The 15471-nt window shown below is 39.3% G+C and carries 11 protein-coding genes; 9 read left to right on the forward strand and 2 right to left on the reverse strand.

Features of this window, described 5'->3' with window-relative positions; genetic code table 11:
- Positions 1–21: 21 nt before the first annotated feature.
- On the reverse strand, positions 22–933 hold the full coding sequence (locus tag CSEC_RS02055; protein ID WP_041016773.1) for an NAD-dependent epimerase/dehydratase family protein: 912 nt from the start codon (positions 931–933) through the stop codon (positions 22–24).
- Between the two features lie 122 nt (positions 934–1055).
- On the reverse strand, positions 1056–3128 hold the full coding sequence (locus CSEC_RS02060; RefSeq protein ID WP_161780944.1) for a DEAD/DEAH box helicase: 2073 nt from the start codon (positions 3126–3128) through the stop codon (positions 1056–1058).
- Positions 3129–3538: 410 nt separating this feature from the next.
- Between CSEC_RS02060 and CSEC_RS12515 the strand changes: the two genes are divergently transcribed.
- From CSEC_RS12515 to CSEC_RS02105, 9 genes are all read left to right on the forward strand, one after another.
- Positions 3539–5197, forward strand: coding sequence for a cytochrome c biogenesis protein DipZ (locus CSEC_RS12515; RefSeq protein ID WP_053331694.1), 1659 nt, complete (start codon positions 3539–3541; stop codon positions 5195–5197).
- Entirely contained in the window at positions 5172–6245 is a 1074-nt protein-coding gene (locus CSEC_RS02070) for a serine hydrolase domain-containing protein (protein WP_053331695.1), read from the forward strand. Before CSEC_RS12515 ends, CSEC_RS02070 begins: the two co-directional genes overlap by 26 nt.
- Before the next feature lie 52 nt (positions 6246–6297).
- Positions 6298–6927 carry an NADPH-dependent FMN reductase gene (locus CSEC_RS02075; protein WP_053331696.1) on the forward strand — a complete coding sequence of 210 codons (630 nt, stop codon included), beginning with the start codon at positions 6298–6300 and terminating at the stop codon, positions 6925–6927.
- Between the two features lie 6 nt (positions 6928–6933).
- Positions 6934–8430, forward strand: a complete 1497-nt coding sequence (locus CSEC_RS02080) for a putative Na+/H+ antiporter (protein ID WP_041016774.1) — start codon at positions 6934–6936, stop codon at positions 8428–8430.
- A gap of 174 nt (positions 8431–8604) precedes the next feature.
- Complete coding sequence (locus CSEC_RS02085) at positions 8605–9699, forward strand: hypothetical protein (RefSeq protein ID WP_161780946.1); 1095 nt, start codon at positions 8605–8607, stop codon at positions 9697–9699.
- Positions 9700–9778: 79 nt separating this feature from the next.
- The gene (locus CSEC_RS02090; RefSeq protein ID WP_041016776.1) at positions 9779–10633 is read left to right on the forward strand and encodes a bifunctional methionine sulfoxide reductase B/A protein; all 855 of its coding nucleotides are present in this window, start codon (positions 9779–9781) and stop codon (positions 10631–10633) included.
- A 126-nt stretch (positions 10634–10759) separates the two neighbouring features.
- The gene (gene ku, locus CSEC_RS02095) at positions 10760–11563 is read left to right on the forward strand and encodes a non-homologous end joining protein Ku (RefSeq protein WP_041016777.1); all 804 of its coding nucleotides are present in this window, start codon (positions 10760–10762) and stop codon (positions 11561–11563) included.
- A 10-nt stretch (positions 11564–11573) separates the two neighbouring features.
- Positions 11574–14033: a DNA ligase D gene (gene ligD / locus CSEC_RS02100; protein WP_041016778.1), complete on the forward strand. Its 2460-nt coding sequence runs from the start codon at positions 11574–11576 to the stop codon at positions 14031–14033.
- 78 nt (positions 14034–14111) lie between these two features.
- Positions 14112–15470, forward strand: coding sequence for an MBL fold metallo-hydrolase RNA specificity domain-containing protein (locus tag CSEC_RS02105; protein WP_041016779.1), 1359 nt, complete (start codon positions 14112–14114; stop codon positions 15468–15470).
- The last annotated feature ends 1 nt before the right edge of the window (position 15471 follow it).

Genomic DNA, 15471 nt, shown 5'->3' on the forward strand with positions numbered 1-15471 from the left:
GGTTCCATTGTTTTCTTTAATCTAGAGCCATTCTAGGGGTCTAGGATTAAATTTAAGTTCCTTTATAGCTTTTTCGTTGGATGCTCCTCTTAAAGAGGTCGCGTAGTATAAAAAATCATCCCCTCTATTTTTGCGATACTCTTTTTGAGAAAGGGTGATGGGCGGTGGGGCATCGACTTTTTTACAGAAGGCATTAAGCCATTTTGAAAATTCTATGGGGTTGCTGTCATTAATATTATAGGTGCCTTCTTTGGCATCTAGGGCATCAATTGTGGCTTTTGCAGCATCTTCTATGTGGACAAAATTCCAAATCCCGTTTCCATGATCCACTAAGGGCAGCTTGCCTTCTCTTGCTTGCCGGCCGAGGCTTGCATCTTTTTCAAACCATGTTTTGGGCCCATAAAAAAAGCCATAGCGTAAGATTGTGGAAAGAATAGGCGACATTTTTAAGCGTGTTTCGTTTACGAAAAGCAGTTTTGTGCCTGCTGCAATTCCGGGAGTTGCTTTAAAGGCAAAAGGAGTTTCTTCAATAGCTAATCCCTCTCCTTGTTCATACCAAAAGGCGGCTGATTGCAATAAATAACGCTTAACCCCTAATTGAATGGCTGATTTTAATAGGTGGCCGCCTCCTTTAGTTCGAACTTCAGCATCTTTTGGGCCATATTCTTGCATAGCAGAAGGGGTGTATTCTTGAGGAAGGGAGGTTAAAACATCTATGATCACATCAGGGCGGATAGCCTCTAGATTCTGATGAACCGCTTTTTCATCCAAAACATCTAGGAGAATAGCTTCAGCTCCAAGGCTCTCGATTTTTTTCTTCCGATTTTCATTTCTCGTAGCCGCAAAAAGTTGATACCCTTTTTGACGGGCATAAGAAATCAGAGGCAGGCCTATGGCGCCTCCGGCACCTGCAATAAAAATCTTTAACGACATATCCTTTACCTTTAAAAAGAAGGATAATCATGGGATTTTTTTTAGGAATTGCAAGAAAAAAAAGAAGTGAAATTAAAAATTTCACTTCTTATGAAAATGATGGGATTGAAATAAGTTAGATTCTAGTCTCTATAGCTTGGTCTATTGAAGCTTTTTTTAGCTCCTGTCTTTCGATTGCTATTGGCTCCCGGACGGCCTTGTCTTTCACCGAAACGAGAAGAGGGTTTTCTCCCATTCTGGAAGCGGTTGCCGGAAACATTAGATCTTTCATTTCTTGATGAGTTTTCTTGACGATCAAAAAAGCTGAAGACTTTTTCGCTTCTTTCAGGTCTTTGCCTTGATTCATCTGATTTCTTAAAACGAGAGAACTCGCTTCTCTCATCTGAATCTCTTGGCCTTGAAGGACGTTCTCTTTTTGGACGATCGGATGAAAAGTCGCTTCTCTCATCTGAGTCTCTTGGCCTTGAAGGACGTTCTCTTTTTGGACGATCGGATGAAAAGTCGCTTCTCTCATCTGAGTCTCTTGGCCTTGAAGGACGTTCTCTTTTTGGACGATCGGATGAAAAGTCGCTTCTCTCATCTGAGTCTCTTGGCCTTGAAGGACGTTCTCTTTTTGGACGATCGGATGAAAAGTCGCTTCTCTCATCTGAGTCTCTTGGCCTTGAAGGACGTTCTCTTTTTGGACGATCGGATGAAAAGTCGCTTCTCTCATCTGAGTCTCTTGGCCTTGAAGGACGTTCTCTTTTTGGACGATCGGATGAAAAGTCGCTTCTCTCATCTGAGTCTCTTGGCCTTGAAGGACGTTCTCTTTTTGGACGATCGGATGAAAAGTCGCTTCTCTCATCTGAGTCTCTTGGCCTTGAAGGACGTTCTCTTTTTGGACGATCGGATGAAAAGTCGCTTCTCTCATCTGAGTCTCTTGGCCTTGAAGGACGTTCTCTTTTTGGACGATCGGATGAAAAGTCGCTTCTATCTCTTTGTCTTGTGTTCCCAAATCTTCTTGATCTTGAAGATCTTGGCTTAACTTGGCTTTTGTCATCAAGGGAAAGGGGTTTACCTTTTGGCTCAAGACCTACAATAGTGCTTAGGACAATCGGTTTACCTAAAAGTTTGTTTATCTTAGAAATTGCAAGGGATTCTTTAAAGGCAGCAAAAGTAATTGCAAAGCCCTCCCTGCCGGCTCTTCCTGTTCTTCCAATGCGGTGAATAAAATCTTCCGGCTTAAAAGGAAGGTCAAAATTAACGACGTGAGTGACTGTCGAAATATCAATTCCTCTTGCGGCAACATCTGTTGCAATGAGAACATCAATGTCTCCGCGCTTTAATTTATTGATAGTCCTTGTTCTTTCACGTTGGCTTAAATCTCCGTGAAGGGTGTCTGAATAATACCCTTTTTCTATCAGATTTCTTGAAAGGTCTTTTGCTTGAATAATAGTTGATGTGAAGACAATCGCTTGCACGACTTCTTCTTGCTTTAGGATATGCTCAAGCAATTGAACTTTATGGTGAAGGTTGTCGACATAATAGAGTTTTTGATCAATGCATTCTTTTCCGAAAGATGCCGGGTTAACGCGAATTTCAACCGGGTTTTTCAAAAGCTTCTTTGCAATCGGCGCTATTTTTCCATCAATTGTCGCAGAAAAAAGCAGCGTTTGCCTTTTAGCCGGAATAAGTTCAGAAATGGCCTCGACAGCCGGAATAAAGCCCATATCAAGCATACGATCCGCTTCATCCAGGATAAAGTATTCCACCTGGGATAAATTGATCCGTCCTCTTTCTAAGTGGTCGATCAAACGACCCGGAGTCGCAACTAAAATTTGATAGCGTTGAGAAAGGGCTTTCTTTTGAACAGGGTAAGGAATTCCGCCGTAAATGCAAGCCGTTTTAATAAAGGGAAGATGTCTGCAAAATTTCTTTGCTTGCTCAGCTAACTGTATTGCAAGCTCTCTTGTCGGAACAAGAACGAGTACTTGAGGGCTGGATTTTTTCTCTTTATCTTTTTCAAGCCTATGGAGTAAAGGGAGCATAAAAGCTGCAGTCTTTCCGGTTCCTGTTTCTGCGCAGGCAATAACATCTTTGCCTTCAAGCACATGAGGAATCGCTTTCTCCTGGATAGGAGTTGGCGTTGAAAACCCAATTTCTTCCAGGGTCTTCATAATAAGTTCGTTTAAATTAAATTGGGCAAATTGAGACACAAAACCACACATTGTAAAATTATGTTAATAAACAAATGTCTAAGAATGATGCTAAAAAAGCATATCAGACTTAAATCAAATCATTCGACACCTGTTTTTTCGAATACGGAAAGATGAAGCTCTTAAGTATTGTGATTCTTATAGGGCCGAATATTTTTTAGTATAAAAGGCAAACTCACATATAAATAATGCGAAAAAAATTCCATTATTTTCACTTGTCATAAGGACAAGTTAGTAACCTAGTTTGTGAGTTAATAAAGGAATGCACAAAAAAGGTTGGGCAGTTTGAGGAATCTTAAGATTCTTGCTAGTTACTGCAAATTTCTTTATGTAAGATTAATTAGAATACAATAAAAGGTTATTCTTTTCTAATAAAAAATTATTTTTTTAAAATTTAATAGGGTATTTGCATGTTTTTACTCCTAGTATTTTCTTTTTTAGCCGGAATAATGACAGTCCTATCGCCTTGCGTTTTACCGGTTTTGCCGGCTATTTTAGCTGCCGGAAGCTCGGGCAGCGGTAGGAGAGTTTTAGCAATTATTGCAGGTCTTACCCTTAGTTTTATTTTTTTCACCCTCTTTTTAAAAACACTGGTAAGTTTTACAGGAATCTCGGCCGATTTTCTAAGGATGTCAGCTATTATTTTAATGGCTGTTTTCGGCGGAGTTTTATTATTTCCAAAAGCAAGTGATTGGTTTGCTTTAAAAACGGGAAAAATCGCAAGTTTCGGAAGCAACATTCAAAGGAAATTCCAATTCGGGGAGACGATCCTGGACGGGTTTATCCTAGGCCTTATTTTGGGTTTATTGTTTACCCCATGCGCAGGTCCAATTTTAGCAACTGTCATTATACTTTCAGCTACAGAATCTCTGACACTAAACGCTGTTCTCCTCATGGTTTTTTATGCTTTAGGCTCGGCCTTAACCCTTTTAGTCATTCTGCTTGCAAGCAGAAAAGCGCTGCATTTTTTTGGACCGCTTAAAAAGCACCTTGAAAGTATTAGGAAGCTCTTTGGAGCCCTAATGATATTAACCGCTCTTTTGCTTTATTTTCATGGGGAGGCCTACCTTCAAAAGTTGACCTTGAAATATGTTCCTTTTGTTCAATTGGACACCCAAGAATCGGTAGTGAAAGAATTGGCCAAGCTTAAGGGTCATAAATCAAATATCATAGAAATGCCTGAATTCTTAAGCGGGATGAAGTGGTTTAATTCAGAACCCCTATCTAAAGAGTCTCTGAAGGGAAAAGTTGTTTTAGTGGATTTTTGGACGTATAGCTGCATTAACTGCATCCGCACCTTTCCTTATTTAAAAGATTGGTATGAAAAATATAAGGACAAAGGGTTTGTTATTGTAGGGGTTCACACACCGGAGTTTGAGTTTGAAAAAAAAGAAGGCAATGTAAAAGAAGCCATAGGGCGTTTTGGCTTAACCTACCCGATAGTCCTTGATAACGATTATAAGATATGGACGGCTTATTCAAACCTCTATTGGCCGGCTCATTATCTATATAACAGGGAAGGCCTGCTTGTTCAGCAGCATTTTGGCGAAGGAGCTTATCAAGAGACCGAAAACGAAATCAGAAGACTATTAGGCCTTGAGCCTATTAAGACAGAGGAAGCTTCAAGAAAAATTAGAAGAACGACAAAAGAAACTTATCTAGGTTATGCAAGAGCTCAAGCTTACATAAATAACGTTATTCCGGATCAGTGGAAGACTTATAAAGCGGCAATGCCGCTTTCTGAGGATAAGATTAGACTGGACGGCGAATGGAAAGTAGGAGAAGAATATGCTCTCTCTAAAAAAGGGAGTGTTTTAGAGTTAAATTTTCTTGCCACCCAAGTATTTCTTGTCATGGAATCTGAGGATTTTGCGCTCATTAAAGTTGAAATTGACGGGGAGCCTGTAAAGGATAGCAATAAAACTCTCGATTATGTGGAAGGCGATTTAATTGTGAAAACTCCCCGGAAATATGATGTCTTTCGCTCGAAAGACATCGCCCGACATAATTTGAAGTTGATTTTTGAAGGAGGAGTAAAAGTTTATGCCTTTACTTTCGGCGATGATTAGGGGGTTGCTTCCTTTAGTCTTGATTTTACCCTTTTTTTCCTTCGGAGAAAAGGCTCAAATAAATGAAGCTGTCGATCAAATCATTCTAAATGAGATGAAAAGACAAAATATTCCGGGTTTTGCAGCGGCCGTTATTGTAAAAGGCAACGTTATACACGCAAAAGGGTATGGGTATAGCGATTTACAGGCAAAAATAAAAGTTACCCCTCAAACCCTGTTTGGGATTGGTTCTGTATCAAAAACCATGACTGCCTTTTTAGTGATGCTTTTAAATCAGAACCGTCAGATTGATATTGATGATTCCATAAGAGAATACCTCCCCTCGGCGCCTATTGACTTCGATGAGGTAACGATAAGAGAACTTTTATCCCATACAAGCGGTATTCCCCAGTATCAAGGACCCCATCTCCCTTGGCCAAATACATGGGAGAAGATTTCAAAGAAACCTTTTCAGTTTGAACCCGGAACTAGTGTTAAATACAACAATTTTGGCTATATTGTCTTAACAAGGTTAATTGAAAATGTAACTCGGAAAACTTACCCCGAGTTTCTAAAAGAAAAAGTTCTAAACCCTCTTAATATGCATGCAACAAGAATTCCGGAGGATCTTTTTCCACAGGGGATTGCTACTCGTTATCATATTGTAGAAGGGCAAATCTCTCTCGCAAAAAATTTGAAACCCTGGAAGCAAATGTCCGGATCCGGCGGTATTGTTTCTAATCTTGAGGATCTCATCAAATGGGATAAGGCGATGACGGCAAAGAAAATTTTATCGACCGAGTCATATAAGGAAATGTGGAGTCCACAAGCCTTAAAAAATGGACAGTCCAGCGGATGGGGTTTAGGATGGCACCTCTTCCAAGACAAGGGTAAGCTGATAGCTAAAAAAGATGGCGGCATAGCCGGTTTTAGAAGCCTGATTGTTAGGCATATTGATGATGAAATCAGTCTGATTTTTCTTGCTAATGCCAATCCTGTTCGCTTTTCTCCTTTTGTAAATCCTATAATGGAACTTTTTCAAAAAGAGAAGCCCGCTCCAAAATCTTGACTTAATTCTCGAGGTTAAGGGAAAGTGGATAATAGCTTTAAGAGGTATGGTTATGAGATTTAAATTTTTATCATTTTTTCTTTCATTATGTTTTTTTTCCGGTTTGCAGGCGGAAACTAAGGTTTTAGCTTTCTCAGGTAGCTTGAGGAATGATTCCTTTAACAAAAAATTAATTAATGAGGCTGCAGAGATAGCAAAAGGCCTTGGCGCCGAGGTCACCGTCATCGATTTAAAAGAGTTTCCTATGCCGATCTATGATTCTGATCTTGAGCAAAGTGAAGGAATGCCGGAGAGTGTAAGGAAGTTTCGATCGCATCTTCTTGAATCCCAAGTTATCATAATAGCAACCCCGGAATACAATGGCTCGCTATCAGGGGCTTTAAAAAACGCCATCGATTGGGCTTCCAGAGATGAGAAAGGAAATGGCTCAAGAGACGCATTTAAAAATAAGACTTTTCTTGTAATGAGTGCCTCTCTTGGCGGGGGAGGGCAATCAGTTCTAAATCATTTAACTCAAATTCTTGAGAGGTTAGGCGCTAAAGTGTCCCCAAGGCAAGTTTCTATCACCAATGCAACCAATGCTTTTAATTCCGATGGAAAACTTATCAATAACACTTATAAGCTCGCATTAAAGCAAGAAATTGAACAATCCCTCAAGCCTACACCTAACCCGGTTAGATAAAGACTAATGCATAAATCCATTTTTCTAATTTTTTATGTTTTAATTTTTTCATTATCAACCTGTTTTTCTATTGAAGACACGCAAGATGAAAAAGAAGATGACATAGAATGGATCCTGCCGGGCCAAGAAGATGATTCTCTTCTACCCCTTCGTGAATACGAGGGGGAGCCTTCCGGGCCGACCTCCGAGGAAATTCTATATAGGGCTGAAAAAGCTCCTCTAAATATTTTTTCAAGCGTTATTTTTATTCTGGCTGTCTTGCACATCCTCTCGGTTCGAAAAATTTCTCTTTTAGCTAAAGAGATTAAACCCGATACGGAATTAAAAAAATTTTTAATTGAAATTCTGCGTTTTCTTGGAGAGGTGGAAATTGTTTTTGGAATTTGGGTGATCCCTCTTGTGATTTGCATCACCACTTTCTATAACTGGGAGACAGCAGTCGATTACTTAAACAGCCGTAACTACACGGAAGCGATAGCCGTAGTTGTCATTATGTCAATCGCTGCGTCAAAACCAATGGTTTATATTGTCGAAAAAATTATTGGTTTCATAGCCCGTTCTTTTGGAAATACCCTGTCCGCTTGGTGGCTCTCGTTAATGATTATAGGGCCTCTTTTAGGTTCAATCATCACAGAAGCCGGCGCCATGATTCTAACCGCGGTTTTATTAACCAAAAAATTTTATGACATGCGCCCAAGCCCCAAACTCTCCTATGCCTCTCTTGGTCTTTTATTTACCAATGTTTCTTTAGGAGGGATCATCACTGTTTTTGCATCCCCACCGGCTTTACTTGCAGCTCACGCATGGAAGTGGGATTCATTTTATATGTTTTTTACCTTTGGCTTTAGAGCCATTATTGCAATAGCCGTCAGCAGTTTTTTTTATTATTGGCTTTTTAAAGATGAATTTAAAGGGCTCGAAAAGTCTTTCTCTGCCGCAAACCAATCAGAAGAAACCCAAATAAAAAAAGAACCTATTCCTTGTTTTGTTTTCATAGGGAATCTAATTTTTCTCTTTGGGGTGGCCTACAATGTCCACCAGCCCGTAATTTTTATTGGACTATATCTTTTTTATCTCGGTTTTTATCAAGCGACAAGCGCTTTTCAAGGAGAGCTTCATTTAAGGTCGGCTCTTCTTGTCGGTTTTTTTATTGCAGGCCTTGTCATTCATGCAGGTCTTCAAGAATGGTGGATAGCCCCTCTTTTTGAGCATGTGGATGCGTTTAAAATGATGGGGGTCTCCATGATCCTTGGGCCCGTTACCGATAATGCCGCTTTAACTTATATGGCGACTTTGATTCCGGATCTTTCAGAAAGCGCTAAATATGCTGTGATGGTAGGGGCTGTTTCTGCAGGGGGTTTAACAGTTATTGCCAATGCTCCGAATCCTGCCGGACAACAAATCCTCAATCCTTATTTTAAAGACGGGATATCTTCTTTAAATCTCTTTAAAGGGGCTTTTCTTCCTACTTTGATTTCAATTTTGATTTTTTTCCTGATCTAACCCTTGATTTTTTTAAATCTTGAGATAACTCTTTCTCAGCCGGCTATATTTATCTAGACTTGATTTAGGGGCCCAAGTTAGCTTATAAAGCTTCTTTAAATTAATAAAAGAGAGGCTCCAAAGATGAATCCGGTGATTTTTAGAAAAATCAGCTTTTTATTAGCATTAATTTTTTTGTTCAAGACACAAATTTGTCTTGGAGAAAAGCTTCCTGCAGATTTAACCTTTCTTATTGCTGATTTGAAGTATAACGAAAAACTTGGCGGCATAAAAATTTGTGAAATCCAAAGCTTAAGCTTATCCAAATTGTACGGTTTTGATTTTATTAACGGGAAAGAGGGGTTAGCGGCTGAATTGGTAAGCCATGTGATGTTCAAGCATTGCAGGGAGGGATGGTTTGTAGATAGGAACATCTGCGATCCAAGGATAAAAACAAAACTTAAAATGCATGGCTTTGAATCCCTTTCCGGCATCAATTCCATTTTTTCCTCAAAAAGTTTTCAACAGGCTGCTTCAAGAAAAGTTTACGATCCCTCAAAACTTTCAGATTATGCCGGGGCCTTATATGCCCTGCCCTTTAGCATAGGCTCTTTGGATCAGTTTAGAAACAATTTTCCGGGGATTATTGTGATTGACGCGGCTTTTTTTCCTTATATGGGATTAGTGGGCAACAAACAAGCGGTCGCTCAACTTTTGGACCATGAGAAATTAAAGTCTTTAAGGCCCAACTGGAAAATCTATCCCAAAAAATTTTCAGATCGTTTGATTGAAGATATAAATCGTGATTTTCCGGAAGAAATTGTTGTGATTAAACCTCTTTATTCCACTAAAGGAAACGGGGTAATTATCGTATCCAAAAATGATTTAAAAGGTACCCTTAAGTTCATCTTAAAAAATCAAAAAGCACAACATCCCGATCCTTCTTATAGTTATTGGAGCAAGGATAAGGCAGAGACTTTCTTAGTCGAGGAATTCATCTCTTCGGATCCGATTGCCGTCGATCATTTATTCGGCCAATCCTTCGACGGAACTATGAGAGTTGCTTTTGCCCTAACTTTTAATGAAGGAAAGTTTGATTTTCATTTTATCGAGTGCCATTGGAAGCTTCCGCAAAATTCTATTGATTCTCAAGTCTCGTTAAACCAAAAGCATAAATCCTATGCGGAGCCTCCTTTTTTCGCAGCAGTAGACCCTTTAATTCAAGAAAAGGTAGAGAAGGAGCTTAGGGAGGGGATGCTGACTATGTATAAAATGATTTTAGAAAAATAAAACCTGTACTATGAATAAAACTTTAAAGCCTTTCGTTTGTAGAAAGGCTTTTTATAAATAGGCAAAAAAAGATGTGAAAATGAAAACCGCACACGATTTATCAAATGAAGAAGAAAGGGTCATTAAGTTCAAAGGGACAGAGAGGCCGGGAACCGGGAAATTCGATAAACATGATGAACCCGGTGTCTTTGTTTGCAGACGATGCGATTACCCCCTCTATCTTTCTTCAAGAAAATTTGATTCAGGATGCGGTTGGCCAAGTTTCGATGAAGAAATCAATGACCATGTTGAGAGAAAGCCGGATTCTGATGGAGAAAGAACTGAAATCCTTTGTAATAGATGCAAAGCTCACTTAGGTCATGTCTTTGAAGGAGAATATTTTACAGAAAAAAATACAAGGCACTGCGTCAACTCAATCTCAATGTCTTTTATTCCGGCCTTTACAAAAGAAGGTTATGAAAGGGCATTTTTTGCAGCCGGCTGTTTTTGGGGCGTAGAGCATCTTTTTAAAAAACTTAAAGGTGTTATAAGCGTTGAGTCCGGATATATGGGGGGACAGGTTGTAAACCCGACCTATGAAGAAGTTTGTACCGGCAAGACAGGGCATGCAGAAGCGGTCCTAGTTGTTTTTGATCCCGAAGTTATCTCGTATGAAAAAGTTGCCTCTTATTTTTTTGAAATCCATAACCCCGAAGAAAGACAAAGGCAGGGCCCTGATATCGGGCCGCAATACCGATCAGCTGTTTTCTATCTTACGGAAGCTCAGAAAAAAGTTGCTGAAAGGCTTATTGAAAAGCTAAATGATAAAGGGTATAAGGTTGCAACAGAGTTAGTTCCGGCAAGCCCTTTTTATCCGGCAGAAGCCTACCATCAAAATTACTATGAGAAAACCGGCAAAGAGCCTTATTGTCATTTTTACACCAAAAGATTTTGAACCCTGGTCTAAAAAAAATAAATGACATAAAGTAAAGTTTACATACCTCAAAAACGCTTATCCATTCCCCCTTATACTTTGTAAGTCCCTTATTTTGAGCATTTCAAAAAGTTAAGGAGATTATCCATGAGAGCGCTCTTTTCCGGTTCTTTAAGCTTTGGCCTTATTAACATCCCTGTAAATCTCTATTCCGGCGTCAATGAACGCGGCGGCATTAGCTTGGATATGCTTCATAAAAAAGATTTATCCCCTATACGGTATGCCAAAATCTGTAAAGCAGAAGAAAAGGAGATCCCCTACGAGGAAGTCGTAAAAGGTTATGAGGTGCAAGAGGGGGAATATGTCGTTATTACCGACGAAGATTTTGCAAAAATCTACCCCAAAAGAACAAAGACAATTGAGATTCATTATTTTATCAAAGAAGAAGAGGTCAATAGCGTTTACTTTGAAAAACCTTATTTTCTTGAACCCGGGAAAGGCACCCCCAAAGCTTACTTTTTACTAGCCGATGCTCTTAAGAAATCAAAAAAAGTCGGCGTTGTGACTTATGTAATGCATACAAGAGAACATATTGGAATTGTAAAACCCTACGGAAGAGGAATTATTTTAAATCAGCTTCGGTATGAAAGCGAGCTTAGAAATTTTAATGAAATTGAATTACCGATAGCCAAAATTGATTCGAAAGAGATGGAAATGGCCTTGAAGCTAATCAACCAGCTAACGGAAAAATTTAAGCCTGAGAAATTTAAAGACACCTATGCCGAGATGATTCAAGCTATTATTGATGAAAAAACAAAGGGTAAGAAAGTAAAAGCTAAAAAGAAAGAAGCTCCGCTGAGGGGTGTTCATGATTTAATGGGAAAATTAAAAGAGAGTTTAAAGAGTTATCCCCATCCGGTAAAAAAAGCCGTAAGCGCAAGAAAGCGTTAAGGAGATATCAATGGGCTTAAGAGCTTATAAAGCAAAACGGGATTTTACCAAGACAAAAGAACCTAAGCCTAAAAAAAAGGAAAAGACTTCAAGCCCTTTATCATTTGTAATTCAAAAGCATGATGCAAGAAGGCTTCACTATGATTTAAGGCTTGAAGCGGACGGGGTTTTAAAGAGTTGGGCAGTACCTAAGGGACCGTCGCTTGACCCGGGAGTAAAAAGACTTGCCATCGAGGTTGAAGACCATCCGCTTGACTACGGTTCATTTGAAGGGACGATTCCTGAAGGAAATTATGGAGCCGGAAAAGTCATCGTTTGGGATAACGGGACTTATGAACCTGAAAATGTGACGGGTCCAAATAAAGATAAAGGGGTGTTGGAAGCTTTAAAAAAAGGAAAACTTACCTTTATTCTTCACGGGCATAAGTTAAAAGGGGAGTTTTCACTTGTTAGACTGGCTTCTTCTGAAAAAAAGAATGAATGGCTTCTCATAAAAAAAAGCGACTCTTATGAATCAAAAGAAGACATTACAAAACAAGACCAATCAGTCATATCTGATAGAACCATTGACCCCCCCCTAATTGAAGGCAAAAAAGCCAAGATGCCTCATTTGATAAACCCCATGCTTGGCACTCTTGTCGAAGAACCTTTTAATAAAAAAGGATGGATTTTTGAAGTTAAGTGGGATGGTTATCGGGCTATTGCTGAAATCTATAAAAAGACAGTTGAGCTCTACTCGAGAAATCACCTTTCTTTTAATCATCAATTTGCCCCGATAGTCGATGATCTAAAAAAATTCAAAAAAGAAATGATTCTTGATGGAGAAGTCGTTGTCCTTGATAAAGAAGGCCTGCCTAATTTTCAAATGCTTCAAAATTATTTAAATGCCAAAGACACCACGGGTTTTTTATGCTACTATGTCTTCGATATCTTGTATTATGATGGATATGACCTGAAAGAGCTTCCTTTGATCCAAAGAAAAACGCTTCTAAAAGAAGTTTTGGAAGATAAGGTTTTTAAGAAGAGCAGAATTATTTATAGCGATCATATTGAAGAGAAAGGAGTCCCTTTTTTTAAAGAAGCTAAAAAAAAGGATCTTGAAGGCATCATCGCAAAACTTAGCTCAAGCACCTACATAGAAAAGAGATCTAAAAACTGGCTTAAGATTAAAACCCATCAAATGCAAGAAGTGATTGTCGGGGGGTTCACCTCCCCAAAGGGAAGCCGTAAACATTTAGGAGCGCTTCTTGTCGGCTACTATAAAAAAGATAAATTTGTCTATGCCGGACATGTCGGGGGCGGCTTTAACGAAAAATCCTTAAAAGAGATGGAAGAGCTTTTAGCTCCCATCATTCAGGAAAAATGTCCTTTTGAAATAAAACCTAAAGCTAATGCTTCTGTCCTTTGGGTTAAACCTAAAATTGTAGTGGAAGTTTCTTTTCAGGAATGGACCAAGGAGGGGATTATGAGACAACCCATTTTTCATGGGGTCCGAGTCGATAAAGCGCCAAAAAAAATTACACGCGAAGAGCCGTTGTCCAAAACTGAAACAGATAAACTCGAAAAAAAAAACGAAAAAAATAACGTTATTGAAGAAATAGCCACAAACCCCCAAAAAGTATACTGGCCAAAAGAGGGATATACTAAAGAAGATCTTCTAAAGTATTACGAAAAAGTCTCATCTTACATGCTTCCGCATTTAAAAGACCGACCAATTGTTCTACAACGCTTTCCAAACGGGATCAAAGGGCATAGTTTCTATCAAAAAGAAGCACCTGAATTTACACCCGCCTGGATGCCGACTGTTGAAGTTGAACATTCTGAAAAGACCATTCGTTATTTACTTGCCAATGATTTAAAAAGCCTTCTCTACATAGTAAATTTAGGTTCCATTGAAATCCACCCCTTCTTAAGCCGCTTTGAGCATATTGATGAACCGGATTATTTAGTGATCGATCTAGACCCGGCAGATCTTCCTTTTGAAGCTGTAATCCCGGTTGCGCAAGAAGTTAAGAAAATTTTGGATCGTTTAAAAGTGAAAAGCTATCCTAAAATTTCAGGGAAAAGAGGGCTTCACGTCTATTTGCCGCTCCAGGCAAAATACTCTTACGATGATGTAGAAAACATAGCAAAACTTTTAGCCCATCTTATCAATGATAAACTTCCTGATGAGACAAGCTTACTTCGAGACCCGAAGAAACGTAAGAAAAAGGTATACATTGATTATTTGCAAAATGGGCGGACCAAAACAGTTGTGGCTGCTTATTCCGTAAGGCCTGTAGAGGGAGCACAAGTGGCAGCGCCTCTTGAATGGAAAGAAGTCAGGAAAGGTTTAGAACCTTCTCTTTTTACGATAGAAACTATGATTCCAAGATTGAAAAAGAAAGGAGACTTATTTAAGCCTCTTTTAAGGACAAGCCTTTCACTTGAAAAGCTTTTAAAAAACATAGAAAAAGAATTTTCTGTTTAGATTGAATTCTTCTTAGATTTAATCGAGATTTTGTTTATACCATTTGAAATTCTAGCAGTAGTAAAAGGTTATCGCGGTATGGCAAAATTACAATTTTTAGGGGCGGCGGAAACCGTTACCGGCTCTAAATATCTTCTTAAAACCTTTAATAGGAAAATTCTGATCGATTGCGGTCTTTTCCAGGGAGAAAAGGAATTGCGAGAGCAGAATTGGGCTCCTTTTCCTGCCGATGTTACAACCCTCGACGCCGTGGTTTTAACACACGCTCATATAGACCACAGCGGCTATATCCCGAGGCTTGTGGCGCAAGGTTTTAGAGGTCCGATTTATGCCACAAGAGCGACCGTTGATTTAGCGGAAATTTTATTAAAAGACTCCGGGAGGCTTCAAGAAGAAGATGCCAACCTTGCTAACTTGTATGACTTTTCAAAGCATAAGCCGGCTTTGCCGCTCTACACAGAAAAAGATGCCATGCAAGCTTTAACACAATTTAAAACGATCGATTACGGCACTCAATATCAATTGGGAGATGAGCTCTCTTTTCATGCGAGTCGTGCAGGCCATATTTTAGGCTCCGCCATCATTACGTTTAATGTTGACTCTGAAGTTGTTGTTTTTAGCGGCGATTTAGGAAGGCCTGAAGACCTTATCATGAAAAAGCCGGCTGAGATTCAAGTCGCGGACGTTCTTGTTCTAGAGTCTACCTATGGAAATAAAAAGCATACAAAAGAAGATCCTATTCAAAAATTGGGCGCCATCATAAGAAAAACTGCGAAGCAGGGAGGAACTGTTCTTATTCCCTCTTTTGCTGTCGGCAGAACGCAAACTATCCTTTACATCCTCTACCTTTTAAGGAAAGAGGGTGCAATTCCCGATATCCCGATCTATTTAGATAGCCCAATGGCCCAAGATGCCACAGATATTCTTCTTAAGCACCTTTCAGAGCATAAACTAAGCCGGGAAACCGCAGCTGAAGTCTGTAAAATTGCGGAATATGTGCAAACATCAGACAGATCCAAGCAGCTAAATTTTAACACGAAGCCAAAAATCATTATTTCGGCGAGCGGAATGGCAGAGGGTGGAAGAGTTCTTCATCATATCAAATATCATGGACCTAAGCCTGAAAATACCATCGTCTTTGTTGGTTTTCAAGCGCCCATGACCCGGGGAGAAAAGATTTTAGATGGGGCTAAAGAAGTAAAAATTCATGGAGAAATGATTCCCATTCGAGCTCGAGTAGAATACGTGGATAGTTTATCAAGTCATGCGGATTATGAAGAAATCTTAGGCTGGTTAAAAAAATTTGTAAAAGCCCCAAAGCTTGTTTTTTTAACCCATGGCGATATTGAATCAGCGCTTGCTTTAAAGGCAAGAATTGAAGACGCCTTTGGATGGAATGTAGTTATTCCTAAACATTTACAGGAATTCACTATTTAAG

The sequence above is a fragment of the Criblamydia sequanensis CRIB-18 genome (assembly GCF_000750955.1).
Classification (GTDB): Bacteria; Chlamydiota; Chlamydiia; order Chlamydiales; family Criblamydiaceae; genus Criblamydia; species Criblamydia sequanensis.